The organism is Leisingera sp. ABD4_442 (assembly GCF_056160905.1).
Map to the genome: position 1 here is coordinate 102,463 of NZ_JBSWYB010000008.1, position 22,146 is coordinate 124,608.

At 62.4% G+C, this 22,146-nt stretch carries 16 protein-coding genes; 2 read left to right on the top strand and 14 right to left on the bottom strand.

Annotated features, from left to right (window positions below; translation table 11 throughout):
* Positions 1-5: 5 nt before the first annotated feature.
* Positions 6-2,453, top strand: coding sequence for a GcvT family protein (locus tag ACXAHG_RS09050; RefSeq protein ID WP_475056911.1), 2,448 nt, complete (start codon positions 6-8; stop codon positions 2,451-2,453).
* 88 nt (positions 2,454-2,541) lie between these two features.
* On the opposite strand, the gene ACXAHG_RS09055 is transcribed toward ACXAHG_RS09050, so the two are convergent.
* The 4 genes from ACXAHG_RS09055 to ACXAHG_RS09070 all read right to left on the bottom strand — a co-directional run bounded on the left by ACXAHG_RS09055 (position 2,542) and on the right by ACXAHG_RS09070 (position 8,912).
* Positions 2,542-4,233 carry a BCCT family transporter gene (locus tag ACXAHG_RS09055; protein ID WP_475041746.1) on the bottom strand — a complete coding sequence of 564 codons (1,692 nt, stop codon included), beginning with the start codon at positions 4,231-4,233 and terminating at the stop codon, positions 2,542-2,544.
* Between the two features lie 223 nt (positions 4,234-4,456).
* On the bottom strand, positions 4,457-5,878 hold the full coding sequence (locus ACXAHG_RS09060) for a carnitine 3-dehydrogenase (protein ID WP_475056913.1): 1,422 nt from the start codon (positions 5,876-5,878) through the stop codon (positions 4,457-4,459).
* Between the two features lie 151 nt (positions 5,879-6,029).
* Positions 6,030-6,947 (bottom strand): 3-dehydrocarnitine:acetyl-CoA trimethylamine transferase BcoG, encoded by a 918-nt coding sequence (gene bcoG, locus ACXAHG_RS09065; protein ID WP_475056914.1) that lies wholly within the window; start codon positions 6,945-6,947, stop codon positions 6,030-6,032.
* Between the two features lie 18 nt (positions 6,948-6,965).
* Positions 6,966-8,912, bottom strand: coding sequence for an acetoacetate--CoA ligase (locus ACXAHG_RS09070; RefSeq protein ID WP_475056915.1), 1,947 nt, complete (start codon positions 8,910-8,912; stop codon positions 6,966-6,968).
* Between the two features lie 121 nt (positions 8,913-9,033).
* Here ACXAHG_RS09070 and ACXAHG_RS09075 point away from each other — a divergent pair, with 121 nt between their 5' ends.
* Complete coding sequence (locus ACXAHG_RS09075; RefSeq protein ID WP_475056917.1) at positions 9,034-10,083, top strand: GlxA family transcriptional regulator; 1,050 nt, start codon at positions 9,034-9,036, stop codon at positions 10,081-10,083.
* A gap of 439 nt (positions 10,084-10,522) precedes the next feature.
* Here ACXAHG_RS09075 and ACXAHG_RS09080 read toward each other — a convergent pair whose 3' ends face one another.
* The 10 genes from ACXAHG_RS09080 to ACXAHG_RS09125 all read right to left on the bottom strand — a co-directional run bounded on the left by ACXAHG_RS09080 (position 10,523) and on the right by ACXAHG_RS09125 (position 21,152).
* A complete protein-coding gene (locus ACXAHG_RS09080) occupies positions 10,523-11,119 on the bottom strand; it encodes an amino acid synthesis family protein (protein WP_475056918.1) in 597 nt (198 codons plus the stop codon).
* Positions 11,116-11,922 carry an alpha/beta fold hydrolase gene (locus ACXAHG_RS09085; RefSeq protein ID WP_475041737.1) on the bottom strand — a complete coding sequence of 269 codons (807 nt, stop codon included), beginning with the start codon at positions 11,920-11,922 and terminating at the stop codon, positions 11,116-11,118. Before ACXAHG_RS09085 ends, ACXAHG_RS09080 begins: the two co-directional genes overlap by 4 nt.
* Positions 11,915-12,988 (bottom strand): ABC transporter ATP-binding protein, encoded by a 1,074-nt coding sequence (locus ACXAHG_RS09090; RefSeq protein WP_475056919.1) that lies wholly within the window; start codon positions 12,986-12,988, stop codon positions 11,915-11,917. The genes ACXAHG_RS09085 and ACXAHG_RS09090 overlap by 8 nt, the downstream gene beginning before the upstream one ends.
* Positions 12,989-13,008: 20 nt before the next feature.
* Positions 13,009-13,812 carry an ABC transporter permease gene (locus ACXAHG_RS09095; protein ID WP_475041734.1) on the bottom strand — a complete coding sequence of 268 codons (804 nt, stop codon included), beginning with the start codon at positions 13,810-13,812 and terminating at the stop codon, positions 13,009-13,011.
* On the bottom strand, positions 13,812-14,636 hold the full coding sequence (locus ACXAHG_RS09100; protein WP_475056920.1) for an ABC transporter permease: 825 nt from the start codon (positions 14,634-14,636) through the stop codon (positions 13,812-13,814). The genes ACXAHG_RS09095 and ACXAHG_RS09100 overlap by 1 nt, the downstream gene beginning before the upstream one ends.
* 27 nt (positions 14,637-14,663) lie before the next feature.
* Positions 14,664-15,740 (bottom strand): ABC transporter substrate-binding protein, encoded by a 1,077-nt coding sequence (locus tag ACXAHG_RS09105; RefSeq protein ID WP_475056921.1) that lies wholly within the window; start codon positions 15,738-15,740, stop codon positions 14,664-14,666.
* Positions 15,741-15,791: 51 nt separating this feature from the next.
* A complete protein-coding gene (locus tag ACXAHG_RS09110; RefSeq protein ID WP_475056923.1) occupies positions 15,792-16,841 on the bottom strand; it encodes an LLM class flavin-dependent oxidoreductase in 1,050 nt (349 codons plus the stop codon).
* Between the two features lie 10 nt (positions 16,842-16,851).
* Complete coding sequence (locus ACXAHG_RS09115) at positions 16,852-18,360, bottom strand: aldehyde dehydrogenase (RefSeq protein WP_475041727.1); 1,509 nt, start codon at positions 18,358-18,360, stop codon at positions 16,852-16,854.
* Entirely contained in the window at positions 18,357-19,352 is a 996-nt protein-coding gene (locus ACXAHG_RS09120) for a flavin reductase (protein ID WP_475056924.1), read from the bottom strand. The genes ACXAHG_RS09115 and ACXAHG_RS09120 overlap by 4 nt, the downstream gene beginning before the upstream one ends.
* A gap of 96 nt (positions 19,353-19,448) precedes the next feature.
* Positions 19,449-21,152, bottom strand: a complete 1,704-nt coding sequence (locus ACXAHG_RS09125; protein ID WP_475056925.1) for a helix-turn-helix domain-containing protein — start codon at positions 21,150-21,152, stop codon at positions 19,449-19,451.
* Between the last annotated feature and the right edge of the window lie 994 nt (positions 21,153-22,146).

The window sequence follows — 22,146 nt, forward strand, 5'->3', positions numbered from 1 at the left end:
CTGACATGACCGAACTCCCCTCAACTGCCAAGGCAGTCATCATCGGCGGCGGCATCATCGGCTGCTCGACCGCCTACCACCTGGCCAAGCTGGGCTGGACTGACACCGTGCTGCTGGAACGCAAGAAACTGACCTCAGGCACCACCTTCCACGCCGCCGGCCTGGTCGGCCAGCTGCGATCCAACGCTAATATCACCCAGCTCTTGGGCTATTCCGTCGACCTTTATAACAAGATCGAAGAGGAAACCGGCCTGGGAACCGGCTGGAAGATGAACGGCGGGCTGCGCCTCGCCTGCAATGAGGAACGCTGGACCGAGGTCAAACGCCAGGCCACCACCGCCCATTCCTTTGGCCTGGAGATGGAGCTGCTGACCCCTAAGGAGGCCCAGGACCTGTGGCCGCTGATGGATATCTCCGACGTGATCGGCGCCGCCTACATGCCGACCGACGGTCAGGCCAACCCCTCCGACATCACCCAGGCGCTGGCCAAGGGTGCGCGTATGGCCGGGGCGAAGATATTCGAGGACACCAAGGTCACAGATATCGAGATCGAGAACGGCAAGATCCGCGCGGTGATCACCGAACAGGGCCGTATCGAATGCGAAAAGGTGATCTGCTGCGCCGGCCAGTGGACCCGCACCTTTGCCGCCAAGTTCGGCGTCAACGTGCCGCTGGTGCCGATGGAACACCAGTATATGGTGACCGAACCGTTTGAGGGCGTGCCCCCGGGCCTGCCGACCCTGCGCGACCCGGACCGGCTGACTTACTATAAGGAAGAGGTCGGCGGGCTGGTGATGGGCGGCTATGAGCCGAACCCGATCCCCTGGGCCAAGGACGGCATCCCCCAGGGCTTCCACTACACGCTGCTGGACAGCAACTTTGACCATTTCGAGCAGCTGATGGAGCTGGCGCTAGGCCGGGTGCCCGCGCTGGAACACGCAGGCATCAAGACCCTGACCAACGGCCCCGAGAGCTTTACCCCCGATGGCAATTTCATCATCGGCGAGGCGCCGGAGCTGCGGAACTTCTACGTCGGTGCCGGCTTTAACGCCTTTGGCATCGCCTCGGGCGGCGGTGCAGGCATGGCGCTGGCAGAATGGGTGAAAAATGGCGAGCCGCCGTTTGACCTCTGGTCCGCAGACATCCGCCGCTTTGGCCGCCCGCATTTCGATACCGACTGGGTCCGCACCCGCACAGTCGAGGCCTACGGCAAGCATTACACCATGGCCTGGCCGCATGAGGAGCACTCCTCCGGCCGCCCCTGCCGCAAGTCGCCGCTCTATGACACCCTGAAAAGCCAAGGCGCCTGCTTCGGCGAGAAACTGGGCTGGGAGCGCCCGAACTGGTTTGCCGATGCCGCCAAGGGCGAGACGCCCAAGGATGTCTACAGCTTCGGCCGCCAGAACTGGTTTCAGGCAGTGGGCCGCGAACACAAGGCCGCGCGCGAGGCCGCGGTGCTGTTCGATCAGACCTCATTCGCCAAATTCGCCCTGAAAGGGCCGGACGCGCTGGCGGCCATGAATTGGATCTGCGCCAATGACGTGGACAAACCTGTGGGATCGCTGGTCTATACCCAGATGCTGAACCGCAAGGGCGGCATCGAATGCGACCTGACCGTGGGCCGGGTGGCGCATGACGAGTTCTACATCGTGACCGGCACCGGCTATGCCACCCATGATTTCGACTGGATCCGCCGCAACATCCCTGAAGGCATGAACTGCCAGCTGTTCGACATCACCTCCTCCAACGCGGTGCTGTCGCTGATGGGCCCCAAGGCGCGGGAGATCCTCTCTGCCGTCACCCGCGACGACGTCTCAAACGCGGGTTTCAAGTTCGGCACGATCCGCACCATCGGCATCGCCGGCTGCCCGGTGCAGGCGCTGCGGGTGACCTATGTGGGCGAACTGGGCTGGGAGCTGCATCTGCCGGTCGAATATGCCCAGACTGTCTATGCCGCGCTGATGGAGGCCGGTCAGCCGCACGGGCTGACCAACGCGGGCTACCGCGCCATTGAATCCCTGCGCCTGGAAAAGGGCTACCGCGCCTGGGGCTCGGACATCGGCCCGGACCACACCCCGCTGGAATCCGGCCTGGGCTGGGCGGTGAAACTGAAGAAGGACATCCCCTTCAATGGCCGCGAAGCCGCCGAGGCGCAAAAGGCCGGGGGCGTCAAAAAGATGCTCGCCTGCTTCACCACCGATCCCGGCGTGGTGCTGATGGGCCGCGAAACCATCTACCGCAACGGCGAGCGCGCGGGCTGGCTCACCTCCGGCGGTTATGGCTACAGCGTGGAGCAATCCATCGGCTACGGCTACATCCGCAACCCCGAAGGCGTTGATGCCGATTACGTGCTGAGCGGCAAATACGAGCTGGAAGTCGCCACGGAACGGGTGCCCTGCAAGGTGCAGCTGACCCCGCTCTATGATCCGTCGATGAGCCGCGTGAAGGCCTGAGGAGCCGTCACAGGCCGTTCCTGCTGCAAAAGAAAAGCCTCGCCCGGGTATCTGCCGGGCGAGGCTCATTTTACCAATCTCCAGCGCTTCAGGCGTGCAGATCCTGCGACAGGCGGGTGCCATCTGGCGCTGCCGTGCTCTCGCTGATCGGCGCCGCCGAGGGATCGGTCTTCAGCGACCGGTACAGCCCCAGTGTCATCCCGATGATCACAAAGGAAATCGGGAAGGCCGCCGCAATCGACGCGGTCTGCAGCGCGCCAAGGCCGCCCGCCATCAACAGCACAATCGCGGTCGCCCCGATGCCCGCGCCCCAGATGATCCGGAACTTCTTGGGCGGGTTGTCGTCGCCCATCGACAGCATGGTGGTGATCACCAGCGTGCCGGAGTCCGCCGACGTCACAAACCACGAAAACAGCAGCAAGGTCGCCAGCGCCGACAGCGGCCAGGCGGTCCAGCTCAGATCGCCCAGCCAGGAGGTGGCGCCCAGGTTGCCGATGGTGCCGTAAAGCGCCGCAGGCAGGTCCCAGTCGCGCACGGTCTGGATCACACCCGCGCCGCCTTCGGCTGCCGGGCCGCCGGCCATGTTCAGCTCCTGCCAGATCGCATTGCCGCCGAACATGCACAGCCAGAAGAACGCAATCGCGGTCGGCACAAACAGCACGCCCACCATGAACTCCCGGATGGTGCGCCCGCGCGAAATGCGGGCGATGAACATGCCCACCATCGGCGCCCAGGCAATCCACCAGCCCCAGTAAAAGATGGTCCAGCCGCCCTGCCAGGCGATGTTTTCCTCGGAGCTTGCGGTCCAGAACCCCATCGGGATGAAGTTCCAGATGTAATCGCCCAGCGTGGTCACATAGAAGCCCAGCAGCCACTTCAGCGGCCCGATCACCACAAAGGCCGCCAGCAGGAACATCGACAGCCAGATGTTCCATTCAGAAATGATCCGGATGCCCTTGCCCACGCCCGACACGGTCGAAACGGTGGCAATGATCGTCACGATCACAATCAGCGCAATCTTCAGCGTCAGCGTCGGCTCCAGCCCGAACAGCACATTCAGACCGGTGGCCATCTGGCTGGTGCCCAGCCCCAGCGAGGTTGCAATGCCAAAGACCGAGCCAAACACCGCCAGCAGGTCGACGCAATGCCCCCAGGAGCCATAGATCTTCTCGCCGATCAGCGGATAGAGCGCCGACCGCATGGTCAGCGGCAGCTTCTTGCGGAACCCGAAATAGGCCAGGCACAGTCCCACGATCACATAGAGCGCCCAGCCATGGAACCCCCAGTGGAAATAGGTCACCCGCATCGCGTCGATCGCGCGCTGCATGTCCATCTCCGAATGGCCCGCCAGCTCTGCGTGCGGATTGTTCGGATAGCCCCAAACGGCGGAGTTATCGAAATAGAAGATCGGCTCAGCCACGCCAAAGAACAGGATGCCGATACCGATACCGGCCGAGAACAGCATCGCAAACCAGCTGAAGTTGCTGAACTCGGGCCGCGCATCATCATCGCCCAACCGCAGGCTGCCGAACTTCGAGAACATCAGGAAGAAGCAGAAGAACATGATCCCGGCCAGCACCGAGATGTAATACCAGCTCAGACCGCCCTCGATCCAGCTGCGCACCGATTTGTACAATCCGCCCGCGAACTCGACGTTCAAAACGGTGAAAATCACAAAAGCGGCGATCATCGCCTTTGCCGCCATCCCCATGCCTGGGTGCAGGCCGGTAAAGAAACCGGACTTCGCCACCAGATGGCTGTTGGAATTGCTCTCGGACATATGGTCCTCCCTTTGTCCCTATTTGCAAATGCGCCCCGGATCCTCCGCCCGGGACAGCAGCCCGGCCCGGGCAGGCGGGATGAAGCCCTCCCGCCTGCCCCGCAGGTCCGGAAAATCCCTCCCCTGGCTGCCGCCTTTTACAGCGGGCAAACCGCGGGCCGGATCGGGGAGGAGACCCGGCCCGCATAAAGAAACCGGCAGCCGCAAACTGCCGGTTTCCAAATCATCCCCTCTGGCCGACGTGGCGCCCGGCACCTTCCGGCAGCGGCAGTCCTGCATGGGCGGCGGCATAGCCTGCCAGCCTGTCCGCAACCTCCGGCGAGGGCAGCGAGGTGCCGCGCGCGTTCAAATCCATATGCAGCAGCAGCGTCTCGACAGTCGCCGCCAGTTGCCCTTCGGGGCCAATCAGGCGGTGGAACAGATGCATCTTCTTGCCTTCGCCCTGCAGCACCTGGGTGGTGACGGTCAGCGCGTCGCCCTCGTGCAGTTCATCCAGGAAGCGCACGTGGTTTTCCACGGTGAAATAGCTGCCACCCGCGGCGATGTAGTCCGCGCCGCAGCCGATCATCTCCATGAAGCGGTCGGTCGCCTGGGCCGAGGCCTCGGTGTAATGGGCCTCGTTCATGTGGCCGTTGTAGTCGGTCCAGCTCTGCGGCACCGGACGGCTGACGGTGACCGGCAGGTCCGCCGCGTCCGGCACGGGCAGCGTTGCCTCATGGGTGTTGATGACCCCGCCAGCACCGCTGCCGGATTTCTTCAGCGCCCGCATCATGCCGACCAGATTGTCGTCGCGCAGCCGCTCGAGTTCGCGGATCGGCATATGGCCGGACTGGGCATCCGACTGGCCCGCAATCAGGTCAACCAGCTCCTCGGTGAACTCCGGCACATCCATCAGCTTGGTCCAGGGCCATTCCAGCGCCGGGCCGAACTGCGCCATGAAATGCTTCATCCCCGCTTCGCCGCCGGCAATCCGGTAGGTCTCGAACAGCCCCATCTGCGCCCAGCGGAGGCCAAAGCCCATGCGGATCGACTCGTCCAGCTCCTCAGTGGTGCAGATGCCGTCCTTGATCAGCCACAGCCCCTCGCGCCAGACCGCTTCCAGCAGCCGGTCGGCGATATGGGCGTCGATCTCCTTGCGCACGGTCAGCGGGTACATCCCTACCTCCCGCAACAGGTCCGAGGCTTGCGCACAAGTGTCCGCATCCCCCACCAGCTCCACCAGAGGCAGCAGGTAAACCGGGTTGAACGGATGCGCCACCACGGCGCGGGCGCCTTCGGCGTTCAGCTCCGACGGTTTAAAGCCCGAGGTAGACGAGCCGATCACCGCGCTGGCCGGCGCATGCGCCTGGATCTGCGCATGGATCTTGTGTTTCAGCTCCAGCCGCTCCGGCACGCTTTCCTGGATCCAGGATGCCTCAGCCACGGCCTCGGCCATATCCGCGTGGAAGGTCAGCGCCCCCTCGGCAGGCAGCGCCTTGTCATAAAGCGACGGCAGCGCGCGGCGGGCATTGGCCAGCACTTCGCCGATCTTGCGCTCCGCTTCCGGGTCCGGGTCGAACACCCGCACGTTCCAGCCATTCAAAAGGAACCGCGCGGCCCAGCCGCCGCCGATAACCCCGCCGCCGATGATTGCTGCTGTTTTCATCTGATGTCCTTTTCAAAACGCCCGGCACTTCTTCTGGCCGAAAATATCCTGGGGGTTTGGGGGCAAGCCCCCAATCCTCCCTCGTGCCGCAGCGCGGCGGTGCACAGGGGGTGTACAGGGGGTGCACGCATAGCACCCCCCGGTTCCCCGCTTACTTCGCCACCGGCGCGCGCTTAGTCAGACCCAGCTTCTCGCGCACCGCGTCGGGGCCGATGATCCTGGCACCCATGCCCTCGATCACGCCAACCGCGCGCTCCACCAGCTGGGCGTTGGTGGCCAGAACGCCCTTCTCCAGGAACAGGTTGTCCTCAAGGCCGACCCGCACATTGCCGCCCGCCAGCACCGACTGCGCCGCATAGGGCATCTGATCACGGCCCAGCGAAAACGCCGACCAGGTCCAATCCGACGGCACGTTATTGACCATCGCCATGAAGGTGTTGAGGTCGTTCGGCGCGCCCCACGGAACACCCATGCACAGCTGCACCAAGGCGTTCGGCTCCAGAATTCCCTCTTTTACCAATTGCTTGGCAAACCACAGATGGCCGGTGTCAAACGCCTCGATCTCGGGCTTCACGCCCAGATCGGCCATCATCTGGCCCATCGCACGCAGCATGCCGGGGAAGTTGGTCATGACGTAATCGGCCTCGGCAAAGTTCATGGTGCCGCAGTCCAGGGTGCAGATTTCCGGCAGGCATTCCGCGATATGAGCCATCCGCTCGGTGGCACCGATCATGTCGGTGGCGGCTTCGTTCACCGGGAACGGATTCTCGACGCCGCCGAACACGATATCGCCGCCCATGCCCGCGGTCAGGTTCAGCACCACATCCACCTCGGAATCGCGGATGCGGTCGGTAAGCTCCCGGTAATACTCAAGTTTCCGCGACGGCGCGCCAGTCTCGGGATCGCGCACATGGCAGTGCACCACGGCGGCGCCGGCCTTGGCGGCCTCAATCGCCGACTCAGCGATCTCTTTGGGCGAGCGCGGCACATGGGGGGATTTGTCCTGGGTGCCGCCAGAGCCGGTGACGGCGGCGGTGATGAAGACTTCACGGTTCATGGTCAGGGGCATGGTCTCGCTCCTTTGGGGTTAAGCTTGCAATTCAGGGTGATCCGCAAACAGCGCCAGCGCCTGCGGGTTCGCGAGGCCGGATAGGTTGCGGACAGGCTGTTTGTTCACCACATCCCGCACCGCCAGCTCGGCGGTCTTGCCGGACTTGGTGCGCGGGATGTCGGCGACGGAGATGATCTTGGCCGGCACATGGCGCGGCGAGGCGTTCTTGCGGATTTCCGTTTTGATCCGGTTGGTTAGCCTGTCATCCAGCGCCACCCCTTCAGCGGTCTGCACAAACAGCACCACCCGCACGTCATTGTCGAAGCTCTGCCCGACCACCACCGCATCCGAGACCTCGCCGATCTTGTCGAGCTGCCGGTAGATCTCTGCCGTGCCGATCCGCACGCCGCCCGGGTTCAGCGTCGCGTCCGAGCGGCCCAGCACCACATAGCCGCCATGTTCCGTGCGGATGGTGAAATCGCCCTGCCGCCAGATATCGGGATAGGTCTCATAATAGCTGGCCCGGTAGCGGGCATTGCCGGGGTCGTTCAGGAACCGGGTCGGCATCGACGGATGCGCATTGCGGCAGACCAGTTCGCCCGCCGTGCCCTCGACCGGCTCGCCCGCGTCATTCAGGGTTGCCACATCCAGCCCCAGCATCGGCGCCTGGATCTCTCCCTGATGCACAGGCAGCACCGGGCAGCCGCCGATGAAACAGCCCAGAATATCGGTGCCGCCGCAGATCGAGGCCAGCTGAACATCCGCCTTCCAGTCGGCATAGACATGGGCAAAACCTTCGGGCGACAGCGGCGAACCCGTCGACAGGACCACCCGCAGGCTGTCCAGCAGGTGGCTATCCATCGGCCGGTTGCGGCGTTTCAGGGAAGTATCCACGTATTTGGCGGAAACACCAAAGTGGGTGACTTTCTCGGAGTCCAGAATACCGAACAGCCTGTGCATGCCCGGGTGCATTGGGCTGCCATCAAACAGAACGATCACCGCCTCGGAGGCCAGCGCCGCCACCTGCCAGTTCCACATCATCCAGTTGCAGGTGGTGTAATAAAACATCCGGTCGCCTGGACGCAGGTCGCAGTGCAGCTGCTGCTCCACCAGCATCCGCAAGAGGGTGCCGCCACCGGAATGCTCAATGCACTTGGGCTTGCCAGTGGTGCCGGAGGAAAACATCACATAAAGCGGATCGCGGAAACCCATGGGGCGGCAGGCCAGCGCCGGGGTGTCTGCCTGCTTGAAAGTCTCATAGGCGGTCATGCCCTGTGGCAGATCCTCAGCCCCGTTTGCATAGGGCCAGACCACGATCTGCTGGATCGACGGCACCCGGGCGGCGACCTCGGCAATGGCGGCGCGGGTTTCAAACATCTTGCCGTTGTAGAAATAGCCGTCGGCGGCAAACATCAGCTTGGGTTCGATCTGGCCGAAGCGGTCCACCACCACATCCGGCCCGCTTTCCGGCGCGCAGGAAGACCAAACCGCCCCCAGCGAGGCGGTCGCCAGCATCGCCGCCACGGTCTGCGGCATATTCGGCACGTAGCCGGCAACATGGTCGCCCGCCTTAATGCCTGCCTCACGCAGGGCGGCGGCCAGCTGTTCCACCTCGCGTTTCAGCTCAGCCCGGGTCCAGGCCATGCGGCGGCCGTCCTCGCCGATAAAGACCACAGCTTCGCGGCCGTCGGCGTTCTTCAGAAATGTCTCAACGGCATTGAGCCGCGCTTCGGGGAAGAACCGCACCTGCATCGGGTCCGCATCCGCCAGCAGCGGCACCATGCCCTTGTCCCCTGCCAGCCCGCAAAATTCCCAGGCCAGCGGCCAAAATGCCTGCGGCTGCGCAACCGACCAGGCATGCAGATCCTCAAAACTGTCCAGCGCCGTTCCGGCGGCCTCGGCAGCCTGCGCCATAAAGCTGGACAACAAGGGTTTACGGCGCGCCGAAAGATCCGGCTGCCAGAGAAGGGAAGCAGTGGTCATAGAGGTCTCAGTGGCTGAAAAGCGGGCGTCGTGTCGTCTTCGGCGGAACGTCAAGTAGCTTGACTTGAGGGTGTCTAGCGCTTTGAGTGCAGCGGGATAAACACAGTTTTGGACATATTACATGCAAAAACGGTCAAAACTGCCACATGTCTTTGAGTTTCTATTGTTCGATGGTTTCTCAAACATGGTGCTGGCCAGCGCGATGGAACCATTGCGCGATGTGCGGATGACGGCCGGCCAGGACACTGCCGCCTGGCGGGTCAGCACCCTGGGCGGGGCGCCGGTCACCAGTTCCAGCGGTCTGAGAATTACACCGGACAGCGCCTTCGACGCGCAGCAAAGCGACCGTGCCCTGGTGCTGGTCGCTGGCTATAACATGCGTGAACAGGCCACGCCTGCGTTGCTTGCCAAGCTCAGAACTGCAGCCCAGAGAGCAGATCTGGTTCTGGCTCTGGACACCGCCGCATGGATGCTGGCGCAGGCTGGTGTTCTGGACGGCCATACAGCCACAATCCACTGGCAGGAACTGGATGCCTTTGCCGAGGCCTTCCCCAAGACAGAGGTCTCCACTGCGAGATTTACACGCTCCGGCCCGTTCCTCACCTGTGGCGGCGCCAGCACCGCACTCGACATGATGCTGAGCCTCATTCAGGAACTCTATGGCTCTGCAGCCGCGTTTGGGGCCTCGACTATGTTTGTCTATGATCCGTCGCGCCAGTCGGAGCTGAACCGTGGCGCCGCCAGGCTGGAACAGAAGGGATCGCCGAAGATCTTGAAAGCGGCGAACCTGATGGCCGAGAATATCGAAACGCCATTGCACACTTCGGAACTGGCTAAACGGGTTTCACTGTCAGAGCGCACCCTGGCCCGTGCGTTCCAGCGCGAATTGGGAATGACACCGGGCAAGTACTATAAAATGCTGCGGCTCCAGCACGCCAAATACCTTGCAGAAGAGACACATCTTAACCTCGAACAGATTGCCCACCGGTGCGGTTTTTCCTCCGCCTCCGCACTGGGGCGTTCCTTTAGCGGGCTGTACGGCCGCACGATCCGGGACGCGCATATTCAAGAGAAGCCGTGGAGGAGTTCCGCGCAGCAAGCCGAAGACCGTCAGGGACATGACGCAGCACCCGGGTTTGATGGCCTTCGCCAGCCCGTTGAGCGTGACTGAAGTGTCCTGCAGCTTGCTGCCGCAGACGATGAAACAGGCGCCGGGTGAACCTGGTTCCTGAACTGAAAGCGAACATCTCTTTCAGCTGCACAAGCTCCGTGGCCTGCCGTTTCTTTCCGGCAAGGTCCAAAATGGTCAAAATCCTGCTTTGGCCAAGAGAGCCAGATGTTTCTGCTTCAGCCCGTATGGCCGCATTTCTTTTTCATCGGGTGCGAGAACTTACAGTTTCCAGCCTGTTCCCGGCGTTCGCCGCAAGCAAAGCCCGGGCTGACTTGCCCATCTCCTTTGCGCGACAGGTATCTCAAGACTGGCACTTGCTTCCCCTAGGACAGACCGCCTGTTCAGCAAAAATTCGAGCGGCCAGGACAAGTACAGGTGGCCCTGGCACGAAATCTGCCAGAGCCGGGTCTTTGTTTTGTCTTTCCGCTGGACGTCTACTTTACAGCGGCCGTTCGGTCTGATCGTGGCCCAGGTCTTTCATGTCCTGGAACCGGTCACCGATGCGGTGGTGGGGCCTGCCGCCGGTGGCGACGCCGATGGCGATCAGAACCTCGTCCGGGGCGGGCGCATCAGGAATGTTGAATTCCACCGTCATGAAGTGCGAACGGGCGCCGCCCTTGGTGGTGTGGCGCAGCGGGAAAGTGATCGAATTGCCGGGGCCGCCGCGCTTGTTGGTAAAGGGGATGAACTCGCTGCTTTGCACCGCGTCACGCAGGAAGTTGCCGAAACGCAGTGTATGGATCAGGGCAGACCCGTGCTCGATCTCGCCGTTAACACCGACAATGGCGGTTTTGCCAAAGGCTTCGACTTCGCCGCCGCCGCCCACCAGCGGCATCAGACGGTTCACCATTTCTTCGCCCAGCACCGGGGCAAAGGCATGGATTTCCGGGGTCAGATCCTCGACAAAACGCCCGGACCAGGGATTCTTCAGCACTGCTGCCACTGCAGCCATGCGCAAAGGCGGGTTGGCAGGCTTGTGGCCCTCGATCAGGGTGTCTTCGATCCAAGCAACGTATTTGCGGACTTCTGGGGTCATGTCTTGGTCTTTTCTGTTGGGCCGCCATGGGCAGCAAGGAAGGGGTCAATAAGGGTGGCGATCTGGTCCGGCGCTTCCAGGAGCACCGAGTGTTTCAGGCGCGGCAGGATATGCAGGCGGGCATCGGGCATCCGGGAAGCCATGAATTCAGACATCCGCGGCGAGGAGCCGATATCGTTCTCGCCGGTCATCACCAAAGCCGGGACGGTGACCTTGTGCAGCTCGGCACCCAGGTCGTTGCCCGCCAGCACCCGGTAGGCGGCGACGTAGCAGTCCGGGTCGTTCTTCAGCGATTTCTGCCGCCGGGCCTCCAGTACCTCGGGGTGGGCGGCGACAAACTCCGGTGTGAACCAGCGGTCCACGGCATTGGCCAAATGAGTGAGGGCGCCGTCGCGGGCCAGAGTTTCGGCGCGCTCATTGACGCGGGCCTGCTCCTCGGGCGTGCGGCCGCCGACGGAAGACACCAGCGTCACGCAACGCACCCGTTCCGGGCAGCTCAGCGCGATTTGCTGGGCAATCAGCCCGCCGAGGGAAAACCCGATCACTGAGGCAGTTCCGATGCGCAAATGATCCAGTAGCGCCACGGCGTCCTCGGCCAGGCCTGGCAGCGTGTATGGCCCCGGCGTGCGCCGGGATTGCCCGTGCCCGCGCAGATCAAAGCGGATGTAGCGGCGGGAAGACAGATGCGGCAGCACCCCGTCCCAGCTTTCCAGGTCGGAGCCGACGCCGTGGATCAGCAGCACCGGATCACCCGCACCTTCATCCTGGTAATTCAGCGCCACATCGGCGGAACGTTCAAACATCGGCCAGGATCCTTGCATCCTCGGCCCGGAAGCTAAGGGTGGCTTGGCAACCCATCTCCAGCGCGGTGGCCTCGGCCTGGGCGGCCTGTTCCAGCGCTGCGACCTCGGTGCCGTCTTCCAGCGCGATGATTGCTTTGCGGGACTGGCCGAGGTAGATCAGCTCCTTCACGGTGCCGGTGAGAGTGTTCGTTCCGCCAGCACCCGCGCCGTTCACCACACGCAGCCGCTCGGGCCGGACCGCCAGCACTGCAGCCGCACCCTCCGCCAGCGGTGCGCCCAGCTGGCCGGTCAGCCCCCGCACAGAGGCCCCTGCCCCGCTGCAGCCCTGGGCCGCTCCGGCAATGAAATTGGTTTCGCCGATGAAATCCGCCACAAATTTGGTTTGTGGCGCCTCATAGAGCTCCCGCGGAGACCCCACCTGCTCGATCCGTCCATTGCTGAAGACGGCAATCCGGTCGGACATCACCAGCGCCTCTTCCTGGTCATGGGTCACATAGAGCACTGTGGTGCCCATGTTCTTGTGCAGATGCATGATCTCCAGCTGCATATGTTCGCGCAGCTTTTTGTCGAGCGCGCCCAGCGGCTCGTCCATCAGCAAAAGCCGAGGCTTGAACACCATGGCCCGGGCCAGTGCCACCCGCTGCTGCTGGCCGCCCGACAGCTCCTTGGGCAAGCGGCTGCCGAAACCGGCGAGGCCGACCATCTCCATGGCCTCCTCTGCCCGCTTGCGGCGGTCGCCTTTCGCCACCCCGCGCATCTCCAGCGGAAAGGCGATGTTCTGCGCCACCGTCATATGCGGGAACAGCGCGTAATGCTGGAACACCATGCCAATGTCGCGCTTCCACACCGGTATCGGGTCCAGCGGCTGGCCATTGAGGCTGATCCCGCCGGCAGTGGGCTCAGTAAACCCGGCAACCATCATCAGCGTGGTGGTCTTGCCCGAGCCCGATGGCCCCAGGAAGGTGACGAACTCACCGTCCGCCACATCCAGGTTGATGTTCTTGGCGGCGTCAATCGGGCCATAGGCTTTGCCGAGACCGGCCAGTTTCAAAAGAGGTTCAGTCATGTCGAAGTATCCTCGGGGGTCTACAGGCCCGGCTCGCGGCCCGAGCGGCGGCGGGCTATGCCGTCCGCCAGCAGCGCAAGCAGGGAGAACAGGAACAGCACAGTGGCAATGGCGGCAATTGTCGGGTCGGTGTCACCCTTGATGTTGGACCACATTTGCACTGTCACCGGCCGCACCCGCGGGGTGGACAGGAACAGCGACACCACCAGCTCGTCAAAGGAGATCACCATGGCAAACAGCATGCCGGACATCACCGAGGGCGAGATCAGCGGCAGCGTCACCCGGCGGAAGGCAATCCAGGGCGGCGCGCCGCAATTCGCCGCGGCATCCTCCAGCCGCTTGTCGAACACCGCCAGGTTGGCGCTGACTGTCGACAGCACATAAGGCAGGGTCAGGATCACATGGGCCAGGATCAGCCCCCACAGCGAGCCGTAAAGCCCCCAGATCCGGAACACGCCAAAGATTGCGGCGGCAGTGATGATAACCGGCACCACCAGCGGCGCCATCAGCACAGCCCGGACTGCCAGCGCCCATTTGCTCTCCATCCGGCTGAGCGCCAGGGCGGCGGCGGTGCCCAGAACGGTGGCGGCGATGGCGGCCGGCACCATGATTTTCAGCGAGGTCACCAGCGTCCGCGTCCAGGTCGGGTTGCTGAACATCTTCTCGTACCACTGCAGCGACAGGCCGGGCGGCGGGAAGGTGAGGTAAAGTGCCGAGCTGAAGGAGATCACAAAGATGATCACCAAGGGTGCCAGCATGTAAACCACCAGCATCACATTGATGAGGCCGCGCAAGGCGCCCCAGAATTTTGCGGAATAGAACATCAGATCCGTCCCCGGCGCAGTTTCGACACGCTTTTGATGATCAGGAACAGGAGGCCGGTGCCGATCAGCAGCACAATCGCCAGGGCCGAGGCCAGCGGCCAGTCGCCGAATTCATCGATGCGCTCAAAGATCAGCTGCGCGATCATGATGTCGCCGCGCCCGCCCAAGAGGGCCGGTGTGATGAAATAGCCAAGCGCAATGATGAAGACGAGCATCGCTCCGGTCCCAAGCCCCGGCAAGCAGAGCGGCAGATAGACCCGGAAGAAGGCCCGTACTGGCGTTGCGCCCAGATTGGTCGCGGCCCGGAAGAAAGATCCGTCAATCCGCGCCATCACGGAGTAAAGCGGGAATACCATGAAGGGCAAAAGCACTTGCACCATCCCCAACAGCACGCCGAAACGGTTGTAGACGATGTCCAGCGGCTCGGCGATCATGCCGATGCCTGTCAGGACATCGTTGATAATGCCGCCGCGCTGCAGGATCACCAGCCAGGCAAAACTGCGCACCAGGATCGAGGTCCAGAACGGGATCAACACCACAAAAATCAGCAATTTGCGGATCCAAGGCCGCGCATGGACCATGGAATAGGCCACCGGAAAGCCGATCAGCGCGCATAAGGCGGTCGTCGCCCCGGCAATTGCCACCGTGTTCCAGAGCACCCCCAGATAGATGTTTCTAGAGAAAATGGTGGTGTAGTTCTGCAGTCCCCAGACAGGTTCGGAGACGCTGCGCTGCAACAGCCAGCTGACCGGGTAGAGGAAACAGACCCCGATCAGCAGAACTGCCGGTATCAAGAGCCAGAGAGTACGGTTTCCAGCCGTCATCGCACAGCATCTCCTGTTGTCATGGCGTTAGCTGAGCTTCCACTCGTTCCAGCGCTCGGTCAGCGGGCCAAGGTTGTCGCGCCAGTAGGCCGCGTCGATCAGGAAGCCCTTCTCGGCGTTCTCCGGCGTGGTGGCGAGCCACGGCACAACGCTGTCCTCGACCTTGTCAAAGGCTGCGGGATTCACTGGCGCATAGGCCAGCGTATTGGCCATCAGCGCCTGATTGTCCGCATCCACGGTGGCATTCATGAAATGCTGCGCCACTTCGGCATTCGGGGCACCCTTGGGGATCACCAGATAGTCGATCGAGCGGATGTTCTGGTTCCAGGTCAGATCGACCGGCGCGCCCTTCTTGTGCACATCAAACGTCCGGCCGTTCAGCAGCACGCCGACGCCGACCTCGCCATCCACAAACAGCTGCTGCGCAGCAGAGTTCGACTTGTACCAGATCACGTGGTCCTTGATGGTATCCAGCTTGCGGTAGGCGCGCTCGATATCCAGCGGATACAGGTCCTCGGGCGCTACACCGTCTGCCATCAGGGCGATTTCCATCATCGGATAGGCCCGGTCGCGCAGGGCGCGCTTGCCGGGGAATTTCTCGACGTCGAACACGTCGGCCCAGCTTTGCGGGGTGTTTTCACCCACCACATCGGTGTTGAAGGCAATGTTGTAGGACCACACGATGCAGCCTATGCCTTTCTGGTGCACATAGGCCTGATCCAGCGCGCTGGCGTCGACGATATCGAAGTCTAGATCCTCAAACAGCTCCTCATTGGCGAATAGGAAGGTGTCGGTCACATCAACCACATCCCAGATCGGCTGGCCGCCCTCGACCATGGTGCGAAGCTTGGAGCCGCTCATCGGGCCGTCCTGGATCACCACCGCGCCGCTCTTTTCCATGAACGGGTTGCAGTATGCTGTTTCCTGCGCCGCCTGATAGCTGCCGCCCCAGCTGGCAAAGACCATCTCGCGGCCCGAAAGATCCGCCGCGGCCATCGCCCGGCTGGTGCCGGCCGCCAGCGCGGCGGCGGAAACGCCCGCCGCCAAGGATGTGGTCAGGAATGTGCGGCGGCTGAAGCCCGCCCCGGTTTTGCGTTCAGTCATTTCTTCCTCCCTAAGGTAGACTGTAGTGTGCGTGACGCGCCGGAACCGTCTTTAAGCGGCTTTCTTGGCGCGGAAATGCGGGATGACGCGATCGGCAAACAGCTCCATCGACCGCAGCGTGCGGTCCCTGGACATGCCAAAGGCCACGCCAAGCATAATGTGATTGATGCCAAGCGCCTGGTAACGTTCAAGCTTTTCAATGATTTCGTCCGGTGTTCCGAACAGCAGGTTATCGCACAGCGCGTCAGCCTGATACTCGTCGCGGTTGGCGACTTCATCAAAATCCACCGGCTCCGGGAAGCCGTCCTTGACCGTGCCGAGCCCCTTGAACAGGTTTTCGAAGTTGCGGCCGAAATTGATCGCGGCGCGCACAGCTTCTTCCCGACCGGCCTTGTCCTCATAGACCGCAACATTGCGCATGGTGGCGTGCTGCAGATGCTCTGATCCCGGCACCGCCGCTTGGGTTTCGTTGAACCGGTCAACCAGCGCCTCGACCTCGGAAAACGGGCGGCGCAGCGCAGTGGACATGATGTTGCAATTGTTCTTCAGCGCAAATTCAAAAGTGTTGGGATCGCGCGCCGCGATCCAAATCGGCGGTGCCTTCTGCAGCGGCTTCGGCACGCAGGCAACCGAAGGGAAGTTCCAGATTTCGCCCTCATGGGCATAGTCGCCCTGCCACAATTTCTGCACCGCCGGAATGATCTCCCGCAAGTAGCGGCCGCCTTCGCCCTGCGGCATGCCCCCGGCCATGCGGTCGAATTCATACTGATAAGAGCCGCGGCCCAGGCCCAGCTCCAGCCGCCCGCCGGTCAGCACGTCGCACATCGCCGCTTCGCCGGCCAGCCGGATCGGGTTCCAATAAGGCGCGGCCACCACGCCGGTGCCCAGGCGCACGTTATTGGTATGGGCTGCCCAGTGCGCCAGCAGCTGAAACGGGTTTGGCGAGATGGTCAGCTCGATGGTGTGATGCTCGGCGGTCCAGACGATGTCAAACCCGCCTTGGTCGGCGGTTTTCACCAGGTCGAGCGCTTCGCCCGCAACATCTTCCATGCTGCGCGAAGTATCGAACCGGGCCATGTTTACAATTGCTGAGAACTTCATGAGGACAATCCTATTTTGTAACACGCATCACAAAGGCGTCCTGCTGGGCGCCCGAATAGTCGATCACGACTGTCTTGATGCGGCTGAACTCTTCGATGGCGGCAAAGCCGTTGTGTTTGCCGTAGCCGGAATCCTTGTGGCCGCCCGAAGGGGACATGACAGAGGGGCTGCGGTAGGTGTTGATCCAGACCATGCCGGCCTCGATCCTGCGCATAAAGCGCAGCGCGCGTTGGAGATCTCGCGTCCAGATGCCTGAGGCCAGAGCGAAATCGCTGTCATTGGCCTGCCTCATAAGGTCATCATCGTCGCGGAATTTCAGAATGGCGAGCACGGGGCCGAATATCTCTTCCCGGGCAATGCGCATATCGTTGGTGACGTCAGTGAAAATCGTGGGCTCGACAAACCAGCCCTCCCCCAGCCCCTCGGGCCGTCCGCCGCCAAAGGCCAGCGTGGCGCCTTCCGATAGAGCGCTTTGGGTGAATTCCTCGACCTTCTCTACCTGGCTCCACAGTGCAAGCGGCCCCAGCTGCACGTCGTCCCGGCGCGGATCGCCGATATCGATCGCGCGGGCCTTCGCAATGATCTTGGCAACGACTTCGTCATAGACGCTTTCCTGGATGAAACAGCGCGATCCCGCCACGCAGGTCTGCCCGGCGGCGGCAAAGATTCCTGCCACCACGCCATTGGCGGCGGCATCCAGATCGGCGTCACCACATACCACATGGGGTGATTTGCCGCCCAGCTCCAGCGCAGCCGGGGTCAGCTGCTCCGCCGCGCCCTTGGCGATCACCTTGCCGGTTGCGGGACCGCCGGTGAAGTCGATCTTGGCGACGCCAGGGTGGGTGATCAGCGCATTGCCCGCGGTGTGTCCCAACCCGGTCACCACATTGAACACCCCGTCGGGGAATCCCGCTTCCTTCATCAGCCCGGCAAAGGCAATTGCGCCGGCCGAGGCGTGTTCCGAGGGTTTCACCACCACCGCATTGCCGCAGGCGAGGCAGGGCGCCAGCGCCCGCATCATCATGAACAACGGCGAGTTCCAGGGGATGATCACCGCCACCACACCCAGCGGCTCGCGCACGGTGAAATTCAGCATGTCGGGCTTGTTGACCGGGATCGTGGTGCCCTCGATCTTGTCGGCCATGCCCGCGAAATAACGCAAGGCCACCGGCAGCGCCTGGCTCAGCGCCCGCATCTCGCGCAACAGCTTGCCGTTGTCCTTGGTCTCGACCTCAGCCAGCCGCTCCACATGCGCATCCAGCAGCTCCGCCAGCTTCAGCATCAGCAATCCGCGCTGGCTTTGCGTCATGTCGCGCCAGGCCGGGTTGGTCATCGCCGCATTGGCGGCTTTGACAGCGGCGTCGACCTCAGCATCGGTGCAATCGGGCACCTGGCACCAGACCTGCCCGGTGGCCGGATCATAGCTGTCAATCAGCATCCCGGCTGAAGCCATGTATTCGCCGCCGATGTAAACGGGCAAGCTGGTGTCACTAAGGGTGTCTACGGTGAAAGCTGTCACTTGGCGCTCTCCTGATCGGTGATGAATTTGGTCCAGGGGGTGGCGCTGCGCTCAATCGGGTTGATCTGCCCGACGCTGGAGGAGCCATCGACATAGAGGCCGAACCGCGCCTCGGCGTACTCAGATTGGAACCGGCGCAGGATCGAGCGCACTTGCGGCACCGCCACCTCCTGCAGGGGCAGCGCATCAACCGGGAACAGGCGCAGTTCGCCTTCCGCGGCGCCAAACTCCATTTCGCCCTGGAAAATCAGCCATGTGGCATTGCCCGAGGGCGCATCAAAAACCGAGTAGAGAAAGCCCAGCTCCGCCGCGATGCCTTGCCCCGCCAGCGATTTTTCTAGCGCCGCGCGGCCCTCCCGGAAGCCCGCACAGACACCGCCCATCGGCAGCGACCAGCCGTCCTGCGTCTTGCGCAGCAGCACCTCGCCGCCGCAATCCAGCACGCAGCCGACCCGCACACCGCCATGATGCGAGACGGAGTCCGCGGCCTCCTCCGCCAGGCCAAGGTCCAGATAGTGGCCGCGTAGGTATGCCAGGGGCCGCCCGTCGGTCTGGCCGAAATCTGTGATTTGGCCGATCAGGATCACATGATCGCCCGCATCCACCAGGTTGTCGGTGGTGCAATCGAACCAGGCGACAGCATTCTCGATCAGCGGCGTGCCCTCCGCACCTTCGCGCCAGGCTGTCCCTGCAAACCGGTCCTCCACCTTGGAAGCAAAGCGGTTCGACACATCCTTCTGTGCCTCGCCAAGAATATTGACCGCAAAGCGGCTGGCCCGGGAGAAGTGGCCAACGTTGGAAGAGGTCTTGGCAAGGCACACCAGGAGCAGCGGCGGCTCCAGGGAAACCGAGGTGAAGGAATTGGCAGTGAAGCCGATCGGATTGCCGTCTGCATCGCGCGCTGTCACCACGGTAACACCCGTGGCAAAACTGCCAAACGCCTGCCGCAGCTGCCGCCGCCTGTCTTCGCTGTCTGTGGCCAAAGTGCTCACGGGTCCGGTCCATTCCTGGTTCTGTTGCACACAGGTTAGGAGTGGAAAGCGCCCGCGGTCCTCCGTTGGCTTGATCTAGATCAGAAAGTATTTTTCCTACGATTCATAGGAATCTTTCAGCTTCCGCAGCCGGATTGCCAGATCCAGCTCAAAACATTTGTCCGAATCGTCGAAATCAAACCCGTGCTGATCGCTCAACTGTTCCAGCCGGTAGCGTAAGGTCGACACATGGATGCCCAGCACATCCGCCGCCTCCTGGTACCGCCGCCCTGTCTTCAGGAAGGCCTCGATGGTTGCCGCCGCCACTTGCGCCTTGCGCCCCGTGCCTGTCAGCACGCCGGGCAGCACGCTGCCCAGGTAAGCCTCGACCTTTGCCATCTCGGCCGAGGCCATCAGCGCCGGGAACTCCCCAACATTCACTGGCGTTACCCAGCCCGAGGCCTGCATCGATTGCGCCACCTCCAGCGTGTTGGCACAGGTCTCCCGAGCCTTTGGCAGATCCTCAAACACCTTCACCTGCTCCGACATCACCAGCGCCGTGCCCTCGGGCAGCAGCGAGCGGATGCGCGACAGAAACAGCCCCTGCTGCCGCACGGCACCGCCGGCGCGGTCATCGAGCAGCAGCATCAAATCGCCATCCAGCAGACAGGAGACCGAGGCCCCGAACACCGATTGCGCGCTGCGCAGGATAAAGCTGTGGGTGCCGTCATCGACGCTGCCGCCAAGCAGCCGCAGCACCACCAGCCGCAGCGGCGCCTGCAGGTCGAAATCGAGCCTGTGCGCCTCGTCCAGCATCTCCTCGCGGTCGCGCCATTCACCGCTGAACAGGCGCGACAACAGCCGCCGCGCCGTGACCCGGCGCGACTTGAACTCGATGAAGCTACGCAGGATGAAGGACGAAAGCGCCAGCCGCCCCGCCTGCGCCGCGATGCGCTCGTGATCACTCAGCGGCTGATGGCGGAAGAAAAACAGCGCCCCCACATGGCTGCCGTCAATCTGCAAAGGGCTCACCTCGGCGCGGATGGTGGAGCCTGCCACCGACAGGTCCATCACCGTGCCGCTGGCCAGCCCGCGCGCGGCAATTGCGGCAGCGATCAGATCCTCCGGTACCCGCCGGGCTGTGGCCAGCGTGACCGGCGGCGGCACTTCCGGGTCGAACAGCCCGCGTCCGGAGGTCAGGTCCACCGCCAGCCAGCCCGCCGGAAACAAGCTGCTGAGACCTGCGGCCAGCGTGCCCGCTGCCTCAGTGTCCAGTGTCTTGGTCAGCGAGGCGGTCATGTTCTCCAGGATCGCCCGCATCCGAGCGGCCTGTTTCTGCTGCTCCTGCAGCTTGCGCATTTTGCGCACTGCGATGGTAACCAGTTCCGCCACGCATTGCAGAAAGCTGAGGTCAGTCTCGTCGACACTTATGATGTTCCGCGAGGCCACCGAATATACCATCTGCCTCCGCTGCGCGTCGCGCACCCCCAGCGGAATCATCACTGACGTGTGGTAACCACGGCGGATCGCGTCCTCGCGGAACCCCGGGAACTCATCCTGGGCAGCCGCATCCTCCAGGATCAACGGTTCGCCCTCCGCCAGAACCTTTCCTACCGGGCTCGAGCTGGCATCCCACCCCGGAAATCCGGTTAGATCGCTATTGTTGAAGGGATCGTGCCGCACGATCGGAATGGCAAGCCCGGCTTCTGGATCCAGCACTTGAATACTGCTGAGATCCCACTGCGAATGCTGGCACACACCGCGTGTAAGCAACAGGTTGGTTTCCTCAGCATCCTGGCTTTCGTCTATAAACCGGGCCAAGCTGGAGATGTTTCGGAAATGACGGGCTAGGTTGGGATTTCCAGATCGAGGCAAGACAGGCTACAGCTCCGTGCAAGGCGCGTCATTAACACTGCCGGAGACCGGACTAGGCCGCCAATCAGCTGACTTTGGTGCATGAGCCTAGTTTGAGTTACGAAGGAAATTCAACAATGGACTGAGATAACGCAATTTCCTTGAAAACTAACCAGCATTTCGGGACGCTGCTGCCCTATGCATTGGAGTGCCCCATCTGACACCCGACATTAAGGGCGAAGAGCTGACCATCGACCTGATTGGCGACCTGGCAGCTGTCCTGTCAGCCGCAACCTCGTCGGAAAGCGCCCGCGTTGCAGCGGAGCTATCCAAACTTCAACATCTGCATCAGGAACTTAGCGCTAAAACGCAAACAGCCCCCGGAGGGGGCTGTGTGTCTGCGCCTACTCTGCAAGTAGAGCTGGTTGCGGGAGCAGGCAACCGCCGTATCCTACCTGCCCTCTCCGCAATCATTTAGACGTATGATAGCGCACTGCTAACGGCAACTTTGCCTCAAAAGCACCATTTGCAATCTCGGGCTCACCTAGCGTTTCTGATGGGTCTGAAGCGGGACGAAGCCGTCATTCGCTGCGGTTGCAAGATGCCTTTGCCTTACGCCAGCCTGCCTATCCCGAAGCGGCGGGAAGTGTGAATTCGCTGCATCTGCGAGAGCAACTCCCGCAATCTGTGAAAGCAGTCATTCTAAATCTACGGAGCAATATCTGTCATGCAGCTGCCAGCATTAAGGTCAACAATGCACAGAGATACAAGAATTGCAGAATCCTGCAAAGCACACCTGGTTGTCGTCTATACGGCAAAGCCCGGGTCTTGCTCTGTCGTTTAGCCGCAAAAGAGGGCCACAATCAAAGTGCAAAACTATATTTCTATTTTCTCAATCCATACTAGGCTGCCGTTTCCGAGAGTATGGCCATTTCTAGTGTAGAACCCTGCACGTTCGCGC

What these genes read in the sequence shown, in the direction of transcription:
- ACXAHG_RS09050 (WP_475056911.1), top strand. Translation starts at nt 6, where the DNA reads ATGACCGAACTCCCCTCAACTGCCAAGGCAGTCATCATCGGCGGCGGC.
- ACXAHG_RS09055 (WP_475041746.1), bottom strand. Translation starts at nt 4,233, where the DNA reads ATGTCCGAGAGCAATTCCAACAGCCATCTGGTGGCGAAGTCCGGTTTC.
- ACXAHG_RS09060 (WP_475056913.1), bottom strand. Translation starts at nt 5,878, where the DNA reads ATGAAAACAGCAGCAATCATCGGCGGCGGGGTTATCGGCGGCGGCTGG.
- bcoG (WP_475056914.1), bottom strand. Translation starts at nt 6,947, where the DNA reads ATGCCCCTGACCATGAACCGTGAAGTCTTCATCACCGCCGCCGTCACC.
- ACXAHG_RS09070 (WP_475056915.1), bottom strand. Translation starts at nt 8,912, where the DNA reads ATGACCACTGCTTCCCTTCTCTGGCAGCCGGATCTTTCGGCGCGCCGT.
- ACXAHG_RS09075 (WP_475056917.1), top strand. Translation starts at nt 9,034, where the DNA reads ATGCAAAAACGGTCAAAACTGCCACATGTCTTTGAGTTTCTATTGTTC.
- ACXAHG_RS09080 (WP_475056918.1), bottom strand. Translation starts at nt 11,119, where the DNA reads ATGACCCCAGAAGTCCGCAAATACGTTGCTTGGATCGAAGACACCCTG.
- ACXAHG_RS09085 (WP_475041737.1), bottom strand. Translation starts at nt 11,922, where the DNA reads ATGTTTGAACGTTCCGCCGATGTGGCGCTGAATTACCAGGATGAAGGT.
- ACXAHG_RS09090 (WP_475056919.1), bottom strand. Translation starts at nt 12,988, where the DNA reads ATGACTGAACCTCTTTTGAAACTGGCCGGTCTCGGCAAAGCCTATGGC.
- ACXAHG_RS09095 (WP_475041734.1), bottom strand. Translation starts at nt 13,812, where the DNA reads ATGTTCTATTCCGCAAAATTCTGGGGCGCCTTGCGCGGCCTCATCAAT.
- ACXAHG_RS09100 (WP_475056920.1), bottom strand. Translation starts at nt 14,636, where the DNA reads ATGACGGCTGGAAACCGTACTCTCTGGCTCTTGATACCGGCAGTTCTG.
- ACXAHG_RS09105 (WP_475056921.1), bottom strand. Translation starts at nt 15,740, where the DNA reads ATGACTGAACGCAAAACCGGGGCGGGCTTCAGCCGCCGCACATTCCTG.
- ACXAHG_RS09110 (WP_475056923.1), bottom strand. Translation starts at nt 16,841, where the DNA reads ATGAAGTTCTCAGCAATTGTAAACATGGCCCGGTTCGATACTTCGCGC.